9 protein-coding genes and 1 pseudogene are annotated in these 19,431 nt (G+C 67.8%); all 10 read left to right on the top strand.

Annotation, left to right across the window (positions count from 1 at the left end; all coding sequences use genetic code 11):
* The first annotated feature begins 25 nt into the window (after positions 1-25).
* The 10 genes and pseudogenes from QGN17_RS19780 (at position 26) to QGN17_RS19735 (ending at position 19,412) form a co-directional block, all read left to right on the top strand.
* Complete coding sequence (locus tag QGN17_RS19780; RefSeq protein ID WP_281046325.1) at positions 26-2,668, top strand: TonB-dependent receptor; 2,643 nt, start codon at positions 26-28, stop codon at positions 2,666-2,668.
* A 14-nt stretch (positions 2,669-2,682) separates the two neighbouring features.
* On the top strand, positions 2,683-3,720 hold the full coding sequence (locus QGN17_RS19775; protein WP_390902719.1) for an arabinan endo-1,5-alpha-L-arabinosidase: 1,038 nt from the start codon (positions 2,683-2,685) through the stop codon (positions 3,718-3,720).
* Positions 3,721-3,746: 26 nt separating this feature from the next.
* Positions 3,747-4,874 (top strand): aldose epimerase family protein, encoded by a 1,128-nt coding sequence (locus tag QGN17_RS19770; RefSeq protein WP_281046324.1) that lies wholly within the window; start codon positions 3,747-3,749, stop codon positions 4,872-4,874.
* Positions 4,875-4,884: 10 nt separating this feature from the next.
* A pseudogene (locus tag QGN17_RS19765) lies at positions 4,885-5,913 on the top strand (glycoside hydrolase family 43 protein); the annotation flags it as partial.
* Positions 5,914-5,986: 73 nt separating this feature from the next.
* Positions 5,987-8,659 carry a DUF5695 domain-containing protein gene (locus tag QGN17_RS19760; RefSeq protein WP_281046323.1) on the top strand — a complete coding sequence of 891 codons (2,673 nt, stop codon included), beginning with the start codon at positions 5,987-5,989 and terminating at the stop codon, positions 8,657-8,659.
* A complete protein-coding gene (locus QGN17_RS19755; RefSeq protein ID WP_281046322.1) occupies positions 8,656-9,993 on the top strand; it encodes a peptide MFS transporter in 1,338 nt (445 codons plus the stop codon). The genes QGN17_RS19760 and QGN17_RS19755 overlap by 4 nt, the downstream gene beginning before the upstream one ends.
* The gene (locus QGN17_RS19750; RefSeq protein ID WP_281046321.1) at positions 9,990-12,296 is read left to right on the top strand and encodes a hypothetical protein; all 2,307 of its coding nucleotides are present in this window, start codon (positions 9,990-9,992) and stop codon (positions 12,294-12,296) included. Before QGN17_RS19755 ends, QGN17_RS19750 begins: the two co-directional genes overlap by 4 nt.
* 125 nt (positions 12,297-12,421) lie before the next feature.
* The gene (locus QGN17_RS19745) at positions 12,422-15,361 is read left to right on the top strand and encodes a TonB-dependent receptor (RefSeq protein WP_281046320.1); all 2,940 of its coding nucleotides are present in this window, start codon (positions 12,422-12,424) and stop codon (positions 15,359-15,361) included.
* A 107-nt stretch (positions 15,362-15,468) separates the two neighbouring features.
* Positions 15,469-17,928 (top strand): beta-galactosidase GalA, encoded by a 2,460-nt coding sequence (galA, locus tag QGN17_RS19740; protein WP_281046319.1) that lies wholly within the window; start codon positions 15,469-15,471, stop codon positions 17,926-17,928.
* Positions 17,925-19,412: a glycoside hydrolase family 27 protein gene (locus QGN17_RS19735; RefSeq protein ID WP_281046318.1), complete on the top strand. Its 1,488-nt coding sequence runs from the start codon at positions 17,925-17,927 to the stop codon at positions 19,410-19,412. Before galA ends, QGN17_RS19735 begins: the two co-directional genes overlap by 4 nt.
* Positions 19,413-19,431: the final 19 nt, after the last annotated feature.

The raw sequence follows: 19,431 nt of genomic DNA, 5'->3' as shown, positions 1-19,431 counted from the left end.
CGGACATATCAGGAAGGGGAACCCAATGGCTTTCGATCGCCGTTCGCTCATGACTGCCGCCTCGGCCCTTGCGCTGGGGATGGCGGCGATGCCCGCCATCGCCCAGGATGCCGCCGCAGACGCCAATTCCGGCACCGCAACCGCGACGCAGCCGGCGCCCGATCCCGGTGCCGCCAGCAAGGACATCGTCGTCACCGGCGTCCGCGCCAGCTTGTCCAGCGCGCAGAGCATCCGCCGCAATTCGGTGCAGATCGTCGATTCGATCGTGGCGCAGGATATCGGCAAGTTGCCGGACAATACGGTTTCGGATGCCCTCCAGCGCGTGACCGGCGTGCAGGTCAGCCGCGGCCGCGGCGAAACCAGCGGCGTCGACATCCGCGGCCTGCCCAACGTCGCCACGCTGATCAACGGCCGCGAGGTGTTCACCGGCACCGGCCGCGGCGTCGCGCTGCAGGACATTCCGGCCGAACTGCTCGCCGGCGTAGACGTCTACAAGACGAGCACCCCCGACATCATCGAGGGCGGCGTCGCCGGTGTGATCGACATCCGTCTGCACCGTCCGTTCGATTTCGACGGCTTCCGCGTCGCCGGTGGCGGCCGCGCGGTCTATTCGGACCAGGCCAACAAATGGGGCTATCTCGGCGGCGGCCTGATCAGCGATCGGTGGGAAACCGGGATCGGCGAGATCGGCCTGATGGCCGGCGCCTCCTACAACCGCCGCAAATATGAGGACCAGACGGCGTTCGACTTCGTTTATTCGGGCGCGCCGACCCCGACGCCGGACACCGTGGGTGGCATCTACACCGACGGCGATCGCCGCCGCATGGCCTACAACGTCTCGGCCCAGTGGCGCCCCAGCGACAAGATCGAATTCTACGCCGACGGCCTCTACACCCAGTATAAGGAGCGTTACGGCGTCAACTTCTTCATCGGCCTGCCCAAGGCCGGCAACATGACGTCCGTCACCCCGCGCTCGGACGGCTCGGGCCTCGCCCAGAGCAGCGTGACCGAGAACGCCTACACCCTCACCTCCAAGCAGGCCTTCGAGAACAAGACGACCACCTGGCAGGCCGATGTCGGCACCAAATGGCATGTGGACGACCGCACGCTGTTCACCACCGAGCTGGTCTACAACCGCAGCCGCGTGCCCAACCGCAACGTGATCGTCGATACCTCGTTCAACGCGCCCGAACTGGCGATCGATTTCGACAAGGGCGGCACGCCCAACGTCAACATCTCGGGCGTGGACCTGACCGATCCGAGCAACTTCTATATCCGGACCCTGTTCGACAATCACGGCGTCGATACCAGCCGCCAGTGGGCCTGGCGCGGCGACCTGCAGCACGATTTCGACGGCGGCTTCCTCACCAACTTCAAGATCGGCGCGCGTTACACCAACCGTCGAGCGACCAGCCAGGCGACGCTCTCCATCCCGATCGGCAACCCCGATCCGAACGGCACGCCGGTCACCAGCGTCCCCGGCTTCGCCTCACTCTCGCCGGGCGGCCTGGTCGACGGCAAGCTCGGCATCGATCATTTCGTGCTGGGCGACACCAACTTCCTGCTCGACAATCCCGACACGATCCGCGCGATCTTCGGCCAGCCGGATGGTGCGCGTCCGTATGATCCGGCGCTGTCCTTCTTCGACAACGAACGGACCTACGCCTTCTACGCGCAGGCCGGCTATCATTTCGATCTGGGCAACGTACCGGTCGATGGCGTCGCGGGCGTACGCGTCGTCAACACCGTCGAGAGTCTGAGCGGCAACGGCGTTTCGGGCCGCTCCAACTATGTGAACGCGCTGCCGAGCGCGACGCTGCGCGCCAAGCTCAGCGACAAGCTGCAGGCGCGCCTCGCCTTCGGCAAGACGATCACCCGGCCGGACTTCGCGGCGCTCAACCCGTTGACCGGCTACACGCCGAGCGGATCGACCGGCACGCAGACCTATGCCGGTACCGGCAGCGGCGGCAATCCGGCGCTGCAGCCGATCAAGTCGACCGCCTACGACGCCTCGCTCGAATATTATTTCAACCGCACCAGTTCGCTGACCGCCACCGGCTTCTACCACAAGCTGAACGGCTATATTCAGACCTATGCGGCGCCGGAGGTGCACGGCACCAACACCGACGGCAGCGATGCGATCTATCTGGTCAGCCGCCCGCGCAACACGGGCAGCGGCAAGCTCTACGGCGCCGAGCTTGCCTACCAGCAGTTCTTCGATTTCCTGCCCGGTCCGCTCAGCGGCCTCGGCGCGCAGATCAATGGCACCTATCTGATCGGCACCACGCAGGATCCGACCACCCTGCAGCAGGCGAAGCTGCAGCAGGTTTCCAAATATTCGTACAACGTCGTCGCGATCTACGAGAAATACGGCTTCTCGGCGCGCCTCGCCTACAATTGGCGGTCGAGCTTCGTAGACAGCTACAATTCGGGCGGATCGCAGGGCGGAACGATCAAGGTGAAGCCGATCCAGCAGCTCGATTTCTCGGGCAGCTACTCTCCGGTCGATTGGCTCACGCTGACCTTCGACGCGACCAACCTGCTCGACCGCACCTATCATGACCGCTTCACCGGCACGAGCGTGACGACCGGCGTCTCGTCCGACGTGCCGCGCGACACGCGGACCTACGACCGGACTTTCGAGTTCGGCGCGCGGTTCAAGTTCTGATCGGGCGGCCGGCCATGCTGCGCCTGACCGGTCTCGCCCTCGCCGCCGCCCTGATCGGGGCGGCGGCCCCCGCGCCTGTTCCGCCCTCGCCGATCCCCCCATCCCCGATCAACGCGGCGATGACGGGCGATCTGTCACCGGTCCACGATCCGGTGATGATCAAGCAGGGCGACACCTTCTACGTCTACGGCACCGGCAAGGACAAAGGTTCGGGCAGGTTCGTCACCGCGCGCGCGTCCAAGGATCTGATCCACTGGACGTTGCTCGGCGGGCTGTTCGACGACGTGCCCGCCTGGGGCAAGGAAGCGGTGCCGGGCACGAAGGACTTCTGGGCGCCCGACGTCCATTATTTCAACGGCCGCTATTACCTCTATTACGCGCTCTCGACCTTCGGCAGCAACCGATCGGCGATCGGCCTCGCCACCAGCCCGACGCTCGATCCCGCCTCGCCCGATTATCGCTGGACCGATCAGGGCCTCGTCGTGATGTCGACGAGCAAGGACGATTTCAACGCGATCGATCCCAATCACTTCATCGATGCGCAGGGCCGCCACTGGCTGTCGCTCGGCAGCTTCTGGTCGGGCATCAAGCTGTTCGCGCTCAACCCGAAGACCGGCAAGCTGCTCGCGCCCGACGAGAAGCCGATATCGCTGGCCAGGCGCCTCGCGCCCGCCGGTGCCGCCGCGCCGATCGAGGCGCCCTATCTCTTCAGCCATGGCGGCTGGTACTATCTGCTCGCTTCCTACGATTATTGCTGCAAGGGCGTGAACAGCACCTACTATACGGTGGTCGGCCGATCGAAGGATGTGCGCGGGCCGTATCTGGGCGAGGACGGCAGCCGGATGCTCGACGGACAGGGCACCGTGATCCTGAAGGCCGACCTGCAGGAGCAGCAGCGGTTCCGGGGGCCGGGCCACTCCGCCTATCTGTCCGACGGCGGCACCGACTACATCGTCTATCACGCCTACGACAAGGATCATGGCGGCGCACCGACGCTGCGCATCTCGCCGATCCACTGGACGGCGGACGGCTGGCCCCGCGCCGCACTCTGACCCCTTCGCATCTCATGGAGACCCGCATGAAAGCCTGGACGATCGCCGCCGCCGCCGCGTGCCTCGCCGCCACCTCCGCGAGCGCCGCCGACGTCGCGCGCCGCCCCTTCGGCACCATGCCGGACGGCACGCCGGTCGAGGCGATCACGCTCTCCAGCGCGCAGGGCAACTCGGTCACCATCATCACGCTCGGCGCCAGCGTCCAGTCGCTGTTCGTCAAGGACCGTGCCGGCAAGCTCGCCGACGTGGCGCTCGGCTATCCGGATCTCGCCGGATACATCGCCAAGCCCAATTATTTCGGCGCCACGGTGGGCCGCGTCGCCAACCGCATCGCCAAGGGGCGCTTCACGCTCGACGGCAAGCAGTATGAGACCCCGCTCAGCGACCGCCCGAACTCGCTGCACGGCGGCACCAAGGGCTTCGACAAGGTGGTGTGGCAGGTCGTCTCGACCAGCGGCGGCGCCAAGCCCAGCGTGACGCTGCGCTACGTCAGCCCGGATGGCGACCAGGGCTATCCCGGCACGCTGACCACCACCGCCGTCTATGCGATCGACGCCAGGGGCGACGTCTCGGTCAGCTACACGGCGACCACCGACAAGCCCACGGTCGTCAACCTCTCCAACCACACCTACTGGAACCTCGCCGGCGAGGGATCGGAGCGCGGTGCGCTGGGCGAGCTGCTGACCATCCCGGCGGACGAATATACCCCCACCGACGCCACCGCGATCCCGACCGGCGAGTTCCGCAAGGTGGCGGGCACCGTGTTCGATTTCCGCAAGGCGACCGTCATCAACACGCGCGTCCGCGACGGCTCCGATCCGCAGATCCGCTACGGCCGGGGTTACGATCACAATTGGGTGGTGAGTCGCACGATGGCGCCCGCGCCGCGCGTGATGGCGCGGGTGGAAGACCCCGTCTCGGGCCGCGTGATGGAGGTGCTGTCGCGCGAGCCGGGCATCCAATTCTATTCGGGCAACTTCCTCGACGGCACGATCACCGGCAAGTCCGGCCATATCTACCGCGAGGGCGACGCGATCGTGCTGGAGCCGCAGATGTTCCCCGATACGCCCAACCAGCCGGCCTTCGGATCGGTGCGGCTGGAGCCGGGCCAGACCTATCGGAACGACATCGAGTTCCGCTTCTCCGCGCGCTAAGGATACACGCATGAGCCTGATCGACCGCCGCAGCTTCGTCGTCGGCGCCGGAGCACTGTCCGCCACCGCGCTCGCCGCGAAGCCGCGCCGCGCCCGCGCCGGCATCGTCAACCCGCTCGTCCGCCAGCGCGCCGACGCGCAGGTGATGCTGCACGACGGCTGGTATTACATGACCGGCTCCGTGCCCCAATATGACCGGCTGGTTCTGCGCCGGTCGAAGACCATCGCCGGCCTCGCCACCGCGCAGGAGCGCGTGCTGTGGCGCCATCTGGCGAGCGGCCCGCTCTCCGGCTTCATCTGGGCGCCCGAGCTGCACAAGGTCGATGGCCGCTGGGTGATGTATTTCGCCGCCGGCCCGAGCGGCGGCGGCGAGGACGTGTTCCGCATCCGCACCCATGCCATCACCTGCGACGGCGACGATCCGATGACCGGCGCGTGGCACGTGCTCGGCCAGTTCCAGATGGCGTGGGACAGCTTCAACCTCGATTCCACCAGCTTCGTCCATCGCGGCACGCGCTATTTCGCCTGGGCGCAGCGCGAGGACGGGATCGACACCAATTCCAATCTCTACATCGCGCCGATGGCCTCGGCGCTGACGCTCGCCGCCAAGCCGGCCCGCCTCTCCGTGCCCACGCTCGACTGGGAGACGCGCGGCTTTAAGGTGAACGAGGCGCCCGCCGTGCTGGCCCGCCACGGTCGCCTGTTCCTCACTTACTCGGCGAGCGCCACCGATGCGCGCTACTGCATGGGGATGCTGAGCGTGCGCGACGACGTGGACATCATGGACCCGGCGCGCTGGACCAAGTCGCAGGTGCCGGTCTTCCAGTCCTCGCCGAAGAACAAGGTGTGGGGTCCGGGGCACAACAGCTTCACGATGGACGAGCGCGGCCGCGACATGCTGGTCTATCACGGGCGCGACTACGAGAAGATCGTCGGCGACCCGCTGTTCGATCCCAACCGCCACACCCGCGTGCAGCCCTTCGGCTACGATGCGGAGGGCGTGCCGGTGTTCGGCGAACCGGTGGCGAACGGGCCGCTCGCCTGACCTGATCCTTCCCTTGCACCTCGCCCATAATCGAATATAGAATATCGTATTCTATTCGGAGGGCGGGGTGTCGGATTTCAGTCGCCGGGAGATGGTCGCGCTGTCGGCGGCCCTTCCCCTCGTAGCACAATCCGGCACGGCTGGTGCAACCCAGCCGAAGACGCACCCGTCATCCGCCTCGGCACTGTCGCTCACGCTCTGCCCGCAGACCGGCGTGGCGATCGGACTGACGCCTCCCGACGCCGGCCCGTTCAGCTTCGTGCCCAAGCGCAAGGCACCGGTCGCCTCGGGCCTCTATGCACTGGGCGACATCGACATCCGCTACCGCACGGGCGGCGACTGGCAGGATCTCTCCAGCGCCTTCCACCGCGCGCAACCCAGGGCGCTCGCCCCCGCATCGGGTGAGATCGCGGCGGCCGAACTCCCGCTTCCCCCCTCCTCGCCCCTCACCGTCACCCGACACTGGCTGCACGAGGGCGGCGATCTCGTCCTCCGCTTCACGCTCCGCAACCGCAGCGCCGCGCCGGTCGAGATCGGCGGCCTCGGCCTCGCCATGCCGTTCGACAATATCCTGACCGGCCGCACGCTGGAACAGGCCCACGAACAGGCCTGCTTCGCGGATCCCTATGTCGGGCTGGACGCGGGCTATCTGCAGGTGACGCGGCTCAACGGCAAAGGCCCGGCGCTGCTGGTGCTGCCCGAAGCCGGCACGCCGTTCGAGGCCTATATGCCGATCGCCGACGGCACCGGCGACGGCGGCGCGCCCGCCTTGCTGAAGGACAGCACCAAGCGCGAGCTGACCTTCGAGGGCTTCTACCGCTGGATGATCGCCAGCAAGGGCTTCGCCGATCGCGAGTGGCGCGGCGCCGATCAGTGGAACACCCCCACCGCCTTCACGCTCCAGCCCGGCGAGGCGCGCACCGTCGGCGTCCGCTTCGTCCTCGCGCCTTCGATCCGGGGCATCGAGACGCGGCTGGAGGCGGCGGGCCGCCCGGTCGCGATCGGTATCCCCGGCTACGTGCTGCCCGCCGACCTGCCCGGCGACCTGTTCGTCAGGGCGGCCGGCGCGATCACCATCGCCGAGGTCTCGCCCGCCGGGGCGCTCGCCGTGTCGGATGCGGGCATGGCCGGCGGCTGGCGGCGCTTCCGGATCGAGGGCAAAGGCTGGGGCCGCGCCCGCCTCACGCTCCACCATGCCGATGGCGGGCGGCAGGCGATCCATTATTTCGTGACCAAGCCGGCGGAAACCGCCTCCGCCGATCTCGGCCGCTTCCTGTTCACCCGGCAATGGTATGAGGACGAAGCCGACCGCTTCGGCCGCAGCCCCTCGATCATGAGCTACGATCGCGAACGCGACGCGATCGTCACCCAGGAGAAGCGCGTCTGGATCGCGGGGCTGAGCGACGAGGGCGGCGCCGGATCGTGGCTGGCCGCGATCATGAAGCAGCTCGACAATCCGGTGGCGGAAGAGGTCGCGAAGTTCGAGCGCTTCCATGTCGGAGTGATCGAACGCCACCTCCAGACGCCCGACTATGGCGTGCGCAAGAGCCTGTTCCACTACGATCCCACCCGCCCGCAGGATTACGACCCGGCGATCGACTGGACGACGTGGGCGGCATGGAAACCCGATCAGGCCAATTCGATCGTCCGCTCCTTCAACTATGTCCACGTCGCCGCCGCGCAATGGGTGCTGTACCGGCTGGCGCGCAACCGCACCGGGCTGGTCACGGCGCACGATTGGCGCTGGTATCTGGAGCGCGCGGCCAACACTGCCATCGCCATGCCGAAGCTCGCGCCGGACTATGTGAAGTTCGGGCAAATGGAGGGCGACGTCTTCGTCGCGATCCTCGCCGATCTGCGGCGCGAGGGGATGGCAACGCTCGCCGATCCGCTGGAAGCCGCGATGCGCGAGCGGGCGAAGACGTGGAGTTCGGAAGCCTATCCGTTCGGCAGCGAGATGCCGTGGGATTCCACCGGCCAGGAGGAAGTCTACGTCTGGATGCGCCACTTCGGCGACGAGGCCAAGGCGGCGCTGGCCCGCGAGGTGATCCTCGGCTACGATCCGCTGATCCCGCACTGGGGCTATAATGGCAGCGCGCGCCGCTACTGGGATTTCCTGTTTGCCGGCAAGACCGCGCGGATCGAGCGGCAGCTCCATCATTATGGCTCGTCGCTCAACGCGATCCCGCTGTTCGACAGCTTCCGGCGCGACCCCGCCGACATCCACTTGCTGCGCGTCGCTTACGGCGGCCTGATGGGATCGCTCACCAACATCGATCGCGACGGCTTCGGCGCGTGCGCCTTCCACTCGTATCCGGACATGATGCGGTTCGACGCCTATTCGGGCGATTACGGCATGAGCTATTTCGGCCATGCCTTCGCCACCGCGTCCTATCTGGTGCGGCATCCCGATTTCGGCTGGGTCGGCTTCGGGGGTGTCGTGAGCGAGGGTGCCGGCCGCGTCTCGATCGCGCCGAAGGACAGCGCCCGCTCCCGCCTCTTCCTCGCGTCCGAAAAGCTCTGGCTGGTGCTGGAGGCGGGGCGCATCGCCGAAGCGCATCTCGATCCGGCCACCGGCGAGATCGAACTGGTGCTGGACGCCGCCGACGCCCACACCCCGGCGGCGCGGCTGGTAATCGAGGGCGGCCATCGCCTCTCGGGCAGCTATGGGATCGAGCGCGGCGCGCATGTCGTCCCGCTCGGCACCGGCCAGACCCGCATCCGGCTGGCCCGCGCGTGACGGCCCGGCGCCACCCGCGCGGCCTCGCCTTCCTCGCGCTCACCGAGGCGTGGGAGCGCTTCTCCTTCTACGGCATGCAGGCGCTGCTCGTCCTCTACATGGTGACGACGCTGCTGCCCGCGCATCCCGAGCAGAAGGTGCTCGGCTTCGCAGGCTTCCGCGCGACGGTGGAGGCGATCACCGGGCCGCTCTCCACGCAGGCGCTCGCCTCGCAGATCTTCGGCCTGTACGCGGGCCTCGTCTATCTGACGCCGCTGCTCGGCGGCCTCGTCGGCGACCGGCTGCTCGGCGGGCGCAGGACCGTTCTGCTCGGCGCCGCGCTGATGGCGGCGGGGCATTTCCTGCTCGCCTTCGATGCCAGCTTCCTGATCGCGCTGGCGCTGCTGATCCTGGGTTCCGGCTGCCTCAAGGGCAATATCGCGACGCAGGTCGGGCGACTGTACGAGGCGGGCGATGCGCGGCGGGATCGCGCCTATCTGCTGTTCAACTTCGGCATCAACATCGGCGCCTTCGCCGGCCCGCTGGTCTGCGGCACGATCGGCGAGGCGAAGGGCGCGCACTGGGGTTTCGCCAGCGCCGGCTTCGGGATGCTGATCGGTATCCTGATCTATGGCGCGGGCTGGCGCTGGTTGCCCAATGACCGGCCGCGCGGGCGTACGGTGACGCGCGAGGCCGGGCAGGCGGGCGACGGCAGGCGGATCGCCGCGTTGCTCGGCCTCGTCTTGCTCTCGGCCTTCTACAACGTGCCGTTCGGCGAGGGTTACAACGTCTTCCCGCTGTGGGTGGACGCCGCCGCCGACCGCCACCTCTTCGGCTTCGAGATGCCGGTCGCCTGGTATCTCGCCAGCGACGGGCTGGTGACGGTGCTGTCCACCCCGCTGGTGCTGATGCTGTGGAAGCGGCAGGCGGCGGCGGGCCGCGAGCCGAGCGTGACCGGCAAGTTCGCGATCGGCTGCGCGATGCTGGCGGCGGCCGACCTGCTGCTCGCCTTCTACGCGCGGGGCTGGCGGGAGCCGCATAGCCTCGGCGTGCTGTGGGGCTTCGGATATTTCCTGCTCTCGTCGTCCGCTTATCTGTTCGTGATGCCGGTGCTGCTCGCCGCCGTGTCGCGCGCGGCCCCGCCCCGGCTCACGGCGACCCTGATGGGCGTCGCCTATGCCGGGCTGTTCGTCGCCAACCTTTCCGCCGGCTGGCTCGCCCGCTTCTACGAGCCGCTGGGACCGGCCGGCTTCTGGCTGCTCAACGCCGCGATCGCCGGTGCGGGCGTGCTGGCCGCGTTGATCTTCGGTCGCCTCCTCAACGCCCCCCTCCACCCTTCCAGCGAGGCCCCATGAACCGCCGCGACTTCCTGCAATCCACGGTGGCCGGCGCCGCCATCGTCGGGACGAAGCAGGGGGTCGCCGCAGCGCCGCTCCCGCCGCTCGCCCCCGATGCGCTGGCGGGCCACACGAAGCTCACGGAGATCACGATCGACGGCACGCGCTGGGCGGTGTGGGAAGATCTGCGCGACGCCGACGGCGCGATCAGTTTCGCCTCGCCGACCGGCGGCCTATCGCTCGCCAAGCGCACCGAGCCGATGTTCGCCACCGCCGATCCGCCGCATCTCGGCCTCCAGATGCGCGACATCGCGCTGGCCGATGCGGACCTGCTCGCCGACAGGCTGCTGGCCGGCGGCGGCGATCCCGATCCGGACCGTGTGCGCGACGCCGCCCCGCCCTCCGGTTCGCAGTTCGATGCGGACAAGATCGGCGCGCGCCTGCCCTGGACGACCTTCGTCGGCACGCGACAGGCCGAGGACACGATGCCGGTGTTCCGCAACGGTCGCACCCGCACTTACCGGCCCGAGCATCGCTTCCCCGAACTCTCCGGCGACGACATCGCGCTCCACCGCCGCGAGGGCCTGCTCGGCGGCTGGCTCCCCGCCGTCCACAAGGTGATCCCGCGTGAAGGGGGCGGCCACTGGGATCTGCTGGTCTTCGCCGATACCGACGCCGACAACCGCTTCATCGTCGAGACGTGGCACCGCACGCTGCATGTCGAGGACGGCCGCATCGTCGCGGCCGATTACGGCCACAGCTACGCTCCCTATCCGCCGCGCCGCGCGCATCCGACGCCGGAGGCCTTCTACACCGCACTGTTCCGCTTCGCGCGCGCGTGGCAGGCGGAGCTGGTGCCGGGCGTCACCGTCTCGCTGCCCGATGCCGAATGGGCCGACATGGCCAACCACGCCTTCGCCAAGGAGCTGATCGTGCGGCCGGGCGGCACCTGGCCCAAATATGGCGCCGTCGATCGCGACTATTACGGTTCCGAATATGACGGCTTCCAGGACACCTTCACCAGTTCGCTCTACGCCAACCTGCTGTGGGGTCGCTTCGCGCAGGCCCGCGCGGTGCTGGACCAGTATTTCACCGACTTCGTGTTCCCCGACGGCCTCGTCGACATGCGCGGGCCGGAGACCGGGCAATATGGCCTGACGCTGGCGCTGATCGCCCGCTATCTGCGGCTGACCGGCGACGCGGCGACGATCGGTAAGCATCGCGACAAGATCCGCGCCACCGCCACCCTGCTCGCCGACCTGCACGATGCGAGCCTGAAGCTGCCCGCCACCGATCGCGGCCACGGCCTGATCCACGGCTGGAGCGAGTCCGACGCCTGCCTCCACCCGGACCCGACGCTCTGGTGGAAGCCCTATTGGGCGAACTCCGCCTTCGCGGTGCGCGGCTGGCGCGAGATCGCCGGGATCTGGGTCGGCATCGGGGGCAGCGCGGCCGACGCCGCCGACTGGACCGACCGCGCGCACCGCCTCCAGCAGCGGCTGGAACAGGGCATCCGCGCCAACATCCGCCGCGACCTGAAGCCGGCCTATATCGGTCCGCTGCCCGGCGTGGACGAAACGTTTCGGCAGGCGCTCTCCCACGGCAAGCGGTCCGAACAGGGCTGGCCGCACCGCGCTTATGCCGAGCTGCTGCAGGCGGGCGTGCTGCCGCCCGATCTCGAGGCACTGGTGATCGACTGCGTTCGCGGCCACGGCGGCACGACGCTGGGTGTGGTCGCCAATGTCGGCGCGCCCAATGCCGAGAGCCGCGACATATTGGGCTTCATCTCCTACGGCTATGCCGAGGCGCTGCTCCGGCAGGACCGGATCGAGGAGTATCTGCTCTTCCTCTACAGCCACCGCTTCCACGCCCATACGCGCGGCAGCTGGGTGGCGGGCGAGGTGTCGGGCATCACCGGCGACCTCGCGCTCTTCTGCATCCCCGCGCAGCTCACCATCCCCAAGCTGCTGCGCTGGATGCTCGCCTATGAGGATGCCGATGCGGATCGGCTCCATCTCGCGCGTGCGGTGCCGACGCGCTGGATCTTGTCCGGCAAATCGATCGCCATCGCCGACGCGCCGACCCGCTGGGGGCCGTGCGGCTTCTCCATGCGGCAGGTCGCAGCCGACCGGATCGAGGCGACCGTCCAGATGCCGCCCCGCTCGCCGCGCGAGACGCTGCTGCGCGTGCGTCTGCCTTCGGGACGCGCCATTCACCGAATCACGATCGATGGAAAGACAGCCGCCGCACCGCGCGGATCGGACATCCCGCTGCCCGCATCGGGACGGCCCGAGCGACGCATCACGATAGATCTTGTCTGATTCCGGACACAGGCCGCAGCGGAATTTCAAACTTCATACCGGATATCGTATAAAATATTTGACAGACAATTACGATCATGTTGCACTCACCCTCACAGCAACAAGAACCACCGGGGGTTTGAGACGTGACAAGGGTATCGAAGCATCGTTCCGCCGCGATCAGCGCGCTCGTGGCGGCGTTCATGGCCTCCTCGGCCCACGCGCAGGTCGCCTCCACGCCGGGCGCGGTCGATCCGTCGGCGGGCAGCGACAATGCCGGCGAGATCGTCGTCACCGGCACGCGCATCAAGCGGCCGGATCTGGAGAGCAACAGCCCGCTCACCACCATCGGCAGCGCCGAGATCAAGTATCAGGGCGCCGTCAACGTCGAGGACGTTCTCAACCGGATGCCGCAGTTCACCGCGGACGCCAACGAGAACATGTCCAACGGATCGAACGGCACCGCGCAGATCAACCTGCGCAATCTCGGCCCGACGCGCGTCCTCACGCTGATCAACGGCCAGCGCATGATGTCGTCGCAGGCGATCGACATCAACTTCGTGCCCACGTCCCTGGTCGAGCGCATCGATGTGGTCAGCGGTGGCGCATCGGCGGTCTACGGTTCGGACGCCGTGGCCGGCGTCGTCAACTTCGTGATCCGGGACCATCTCGACGGTTTCCGCATGGACGCGCAGACCGGCTTCGCCCAGCACGACAACGGCAATGATTATGTGCGCGGGCTCAACACCACCCAGGGCTACACCAATGCACCATCGACCGTGATCGACGGCGCCAAGCAGGACGTCAACGCCGCCTACGGCAAGAATTTCGCGGACGGTCGCGGCAACATCACCATCTATGGCGGCTATCGCCACACCTCTCCGGTGCTCGAATCGACCCGCGACGTTTCCAACTGCGCTCTCAACCAGCTCGACACCGATAGTGTGAACGGCGCCGGCCTCTATTGCGGCGGGTCCAGCACCTCGACCTACGGCACCTTCGCGCCCGAAGCCGGGCCAAGCGCGGGCCTTGGCTACCTGACCAATTCGAAGGACGGCTCCAAGACCTGGGTGCCCTACGACACCAGCTACGCGTACAATTATGCGCCGGCCAACTATCTGCAGCGTTCCGACCAGCGCTACACCGCCGGCGCCTTCGCCAAGTTCAAGGTCAGCCCGGCCGCCGAATTCTACGGCAGCTTCATGTTCATGCGCGACCACACCTTCTCGCAGGTCGCGGCATCGGCGCTGTTCCTCGGCAGCAACTTCTCGATCAACTGCGACAATCCGCTGATGAGCAGCCAGCAGGCGACCGCCTTGTGCGGATCGGCGGCCGGCACCAGCACCTCGATCCCGACGCTGATCGGCTATCGCCTCAACAGCGACTTCTCGCGCCGGGACGACCTGCGCCACAACGACTTCCGCTACACGGCGGGCGTGCGCGGCGATATCGGCCACGGCTTCAGCTACGACGTGAACTATCTCCACTCACTGGTGAAGTGGGACGAGACCTATCTGAACAACGTCGACACGATCAAAGCCCAGCGCGCGATCGACGTCGTCAACGTCAACGGCGTGGCGACCTGCCAGTCGGTGATCGACGGCACGGACCCGAACTGCGTGCCGATCAACATCTTCCAGGCGAACGGCATCTCGTCGGATCAGGCGCAATATCTGTTCTCGCCCAGCAACACCGGCGAACGCGACACGCTGACCGACATCACCGCCACCATCAACGGCGATCTCGGCACCTTCGGGCTGACCAGCCCGTGGGCGACCCGCGGCGTCAACATCGCGTTCGGCGCCGAACATCGCCATGAATCGCTGAACTACTTCGCCGATGCGGTGGCACAGGAAGGTGGAGCGACGCCGACCGACGGCCGCGTCACCGTCAACGAGGGCTTCGGCGAGATCGAGGTTCCGATCCTGCAGAACCTGCCCTTCTTCCACACGCTGACGCTCGATGGCGGCGTGCGCTATTCGTCCTACCACAACTCGCAGAGCTCGACCGACACCAGCTCGAACTACAATGTCTGGACCTACAAGGCCGAGCTGAACTGGGCGCCGACCACCGACGTCCGCCTGCGCGCCAGCTACAACCGCGCGATCCGCGCGCCGAACATCAGCGAGCTGTTCGGCCCCGGCGGCGTCGGCAACGTGACGCTGGACGATCCGTGCGCGGGTTCGACGCCGCTGGCTTCGGAAACCGCCTGCGCGGCCTCGGGCGTCAGCTCCGCGCAGTACGGCCACATCATCCAGTGCCCGGCCGACGTCTGCAGCGAGCTTTACGGCGGCAACCCCAATCTGAAGCCGGAAAAGGCCGACACCTATACGGTCGGCCTGGTGCTGACCCCGCGCCAGCTGCGCGGCTTCACCTTCTCCGCCGATTATTACCACATCAAGGTGAAGGACTATATCAGCTCGCTCGATCCCTCGCTGATCGTCAGCCAGTGCATCTCCGGCGACAGCTATTATTGCGCGCTGTTCCACCGCAACCCGGCGACGGGTGCGCTGTTCGGCAGCACGGTGAACGACGGCTACGTCATCGCCACCACGCTCAACACCGGCTACCTGATGACGTCGGGCATCGACTTCAACGTCGATTATGGCTTCGATATCGGCAAGTTCGGCAAGATCGACGCCAATCTGGTCGGCACCTGGCTGCTCCATTCGGAGCGTCAGCCGCAGCCGGGCTTCGCCGCCTACGAGTGCAAGGGCACCTTCGGCTATTCGTGCGGCGAGCCGAACCCGGCCTGGCGCCATGTCGCCCGCCTGACCTGGACGGCGCCGAACGATGCGACGCTGTCGCTGTCCTGGCGCTTCATCAACAAGGTGAAGCTGTCCGACACCGGCGAGAGCAGCGTCATCAACGGCAAGATCCCGACCTACAATTACTTCGATCTGTCGGGCACCATCGCGATCAACAAGCAGCTGACCCTGCGGGCCGGCGTGAACAACATCGCCGACAAGGATCCGCCGGCGATCTCGTCGAACATCCTCACCACGTTCGGCAACGGCAACACCTATGCCGGCGTCTACGACGTGATGGGCCGCGAGATCTTCTTCGGCGCCAGCGTCGCCTTCTGATCCACCCCCGCCGGCCGCCCATCCCCTTCCTGTCGGGCGGCCGGCATCCCGTGTACGTAGCGTCCGCGTCTTGAAGACTGCGCCCCTTTTTACCTCGAGGTAGCGTCATGCCCCGTCTCGCCCGCCGCGATCTCCTCAAGAGTGCCGGCGTGGCGGGCGGGCTTGCCGCCTTCGGCCTGCCCCACATGGCGGAGGCTACGACCTCTCCGCCCTCGCCCCGTCAGATCGTGCCGCTCGATCGCGGCTGGCGCTTCCATCTCGGCCACGCTTCCGACCCCAAGCAGGATTTCGGCTTCGGCGCCTCGCCCGACACCTACGGCAAGTCCGGCGACGTCGGCACGCCCGTCGCCGAGGCCAAGTTCGATGACAGCGGCTGGCAGGCGGTCGACCTGCCGCACGACTGGGCGGTCAACCTGCCCTTCACCCCCTTCGGCCCGCCCGGATCGGCGGAGGACCGCACCGGCGCCTATCAGGGCTTCAAGCCGCTCGGCCGGATGTGGCCCGCGAGCAGCGTCGGCTGGTACCGGCGCACCATCCCGATCGCGGCGGAGGATGCCGGCAGCCGCCTGTCGCTGGAATTCGACGGCGTCTCGCGCGATTGCCTCGTCATCCTCAACGGCTTCGTCGTCGGATCGAACGAGAGCGGCTACGCCCCCTTCCGCATCGACATCACCGATTTCGCCAAGCCCGGCCAACCCAACATCCTCGTCGTCCGCTGCGACGTGAGCCTGGGGGAGGCATGGTCCTACGAGGGCGCCGGAATCTACCGCCACGTCCGCCTCGTGAAGACCGCGCCCGCCCACATCCGCCAATGGGGTGCCGCGGTGCGGCCCGAGGTGCGCGGCGACGGCGCGATCCTCCGCATCGCCACCGAGATCGACAATGACGGCCCCGCCGCCACCGCGCGCCTGCGCTCGACCATCACCGCGCCGGACGGGCGGGTGGCGGCGACACTCACCTCCGAACCGCTGGCGCTGCCCGCCTGGGGCAGCCTCTCCGTGCCGCAGGAGACGGCACTCGCGCAGGCGGCGCTCTGGTCGCTGGAGACGCCGCAGCTCTACACGCTGGCGAGCGAGATCCTGATCGACGGCCATCCGGTCGATCGCGACGAAAGCCGCTTCGGCATCCGCACGATCCGCTTCGATGCCGACAAGGGCTTCTTCCTCAACGGCGTGCCCATCAAGGTCAAGGGCACCTGCAACCATCAGGACCATGCCGGCGTCGGCTTCGCGGTGCCCGACAGCCTGCACGTCTGGCGGCTGGAGCAGTTGAAGGCGCTGGGCAGCAACGCCTACCGCTCCACCCACCACCCGGCCAACACCGCGATCCTCGACGCGTGCGACCGGATGGGCATCCTCGTCATGGACGAGACCCGCCAGATGTCGAGCGACGCCGAAGGGATGAGCCAGCTCGCCCGCATGGTGCGGCAGGGGCGCAATCATCCCAGCATCATCCTGTGGAGCATCGGCAACGAGGAGATCCATCGCGGCACCGAGACCGGCGCGCGCATCGCCGAGACGATGAAGCGCCGCGTGTACGAACTGGACGGCACCCGCCCCGTCACCGAGGCCTTCAACGGCAAGTTCGGGCAGGGCGCGAGCCGCGTACTCGATGTGCAGGGCTGCAATTACTATCTCGACGAGATCGACGCCTTCCACGCCGCCCACCCCGACAAGCCGATGATCGGCACCGAGACGGCGAGCACGGTGATGACGCGCGGCGAATATGTCCGCGACGACAAGGCCGGCATCGTCCCCGCCTACGACACCGACTTCCCAAAATGGGCGAGCACCGCCGAGCGCTGGTGGACCTTCTACGACGCGCGACCCTTCCTGTCGGGCGGCTTCGTGTGGACCGGCTTCGACTATCGCGGCGAACCGACGCCGTTCGAGCGCTGGCCGGAAAACGCGTCGAACTTCGGTATCCTCGACAGCTGCGGCTTCCCCAAGGACGACGCCTATTACTATCGCGCCTGGTGGGGGACGGAGCCGGTGCTCCACCTGCTGCCGCACTGGAACTGGCTGGGGCGCGAGGGGCGGGACGTGCCCGTCTGGGTGCACAGCAATTGCGAGGCGGTGGAGCTGTTCCTCAACGGCCGCAGCCTCGGCCGCAAGGCGGTGGAGCGCAACAGGCATCTCGAATGGCCGGTCGCCTACGCACCGGGGCGGATCGAGGTGCATGGCTTCCGGGGCGGCAAGCGCATCCTCACCGCCGTGCGCGAGACGACCGGCGCACCGGCCCGCATCGGCCTCTCCAGCGATCGCCGGACGTTGAGGCCGGGCGAGGTCGCGGTGATCCGCGCCGCCATCCTCGACGCGAAGGGCCGTGAGGTGCCGACCGCATCGAACAAGCTGCACTTCACGCTGACCGGCGACGCGAAACTGCTCGGCGTCGGCAATGGCGACCCGCGCTCGCTCGAGCCGGACCATGCCAGCGAACGCTCCGCCTTCAACGGCCTGTGCGCCGCGATCGTGCAGGCGGGCGATGCGGGCGGACCGATCCGCTTCGCCGCCTCCGCCGATGGCCTCGCGCCCGCGATGCTCCCTCTGATCGGAAAGGCCGCATGAAACGCCTGCTGAGCCTCGTCGCGCTACTCGCCGTCGCGGCGGCACCCGCCTCGCCAGGCGGCGTCTGGCTGTTCCCCAAGTCGGACGAATTTCCCGGCCTGCGCATGATGCGGCTGACCAAGGGAGCGGACGGCTGGACCGGCAGCCTGACGACCGACTGGTATGGCGACGTGCCGATGCGCGCGCTGGACGTGACCGGCGGCAAGGCGAGCTTCCAGATCGACAACGGCAACCCCCGCCTGCCCGCGAAGACGTGGACCGCGACGCTATCCGGCGGCGGCCTCCACGTCACCGGCGACATCTGGGAGCGCCATGTCGACGAGACGGCGCGGCGCGGCACCCCGGCCGATGCGCAGCGCCTCGCCTTCCCGGTCGCGCCCCTGCCCGCGCCGCAGACGCTCAAGCCCGACGGCCTCACCGCGACGCCGCCGATGGGCTGGTCGAGCTGGAACCGCTTCGCTGCCGCGATCGACGACAGGACGGTCCGCCAGATCGCCGACCATCTCGTCAGCTCGGGCCTGCGCGATGCGGGCTACACTTACGTCAATATCGACGACGGCTGGCAGGGCACGCGCGGACCGGACGGCGCGATCCGCCCCAATGCCCGCTTCCCCGACATGAAGGCACTGGCCGACTACGTCCACGCCAGGCGCCTGAAGATCGGCATCTACAGCTCGCCCGGCCCCAAGACCTGCGCGGGCTTTACCGGCAGCTACGGCCATGTCGCGCAGGATGCGAAGACCTATGCGGCATGGGGCTTCGACTATCTGAAATACGATCTCTGCTCGGGCGAAGGCATCTATCGCACGGCGGCGCAAGTGAAGCTCGCCTATCAGCAGATGGGGCAGGCGCTGCGCGCGACCGGGCGGCCGATCGTCTACAGCCTCTGCCAATATGGGCGCGACCGGGTCGGCACATGGGGCCGCGACGTCGGCGGGCATCTGTGGCGCACCACCGGCGACATCGAGGACACTTATGCCTCGATGGCTGCGATCGGCTTCGACAAGGATGGCGACCCCGCCAATGCCGGCCCCGGCGGCTGGAACGATCCCGACATGCTGGAGGTCGGCAACGGGGGCATGAGCGAGGACGAATATCGCACCCACATGACGCTCTGGGCGATGCAGGCGGCGCCGCTGATGCTGGGCAACGACCTGCGCACCATGTCGCCCGCCACCATCGCGCTGCTGGAGAACCGGGGCGTGATCGCGATCGATCAGGATGTAAAGGGCGCACAGGGCCGCCGCATCCGCAAGGATGGCGATGCCGAGATCTGGGCGAAGCCGCTCGCCGACGGATCGGTGGCGGTCGCCCTGTTCAATCGCGGCACGACCCCGCGCGAGATCCGCTTCGAGGCGGAGGATGCCGGGCTGAGGCGGATCGGTACGCTCACCGACGTCTGGGCCGGCGTACCGGACAATGCCGCGCGGCGCGCCTGGACCGTCCCCGCTCATGGCGCGATGCTGGTGCGGGTGAAGGGCTGAGCGCCGGTATCGGCCACGC

It is taken from the genome of Sphingomonas oryzagri, from assembly GCF_029906645.1.
Taxonomy (GTDB): domain Bacteria; phylum Pseudomonadota; class Alphaproteobacteria; order Sphingomonadales; family Sphingomonadaceae; genus Solisphingomonas; species Solisphingomonas oryzagri.
This window is presented reverse-complemented; position numbering and strand designations above follow the sequence as displayed.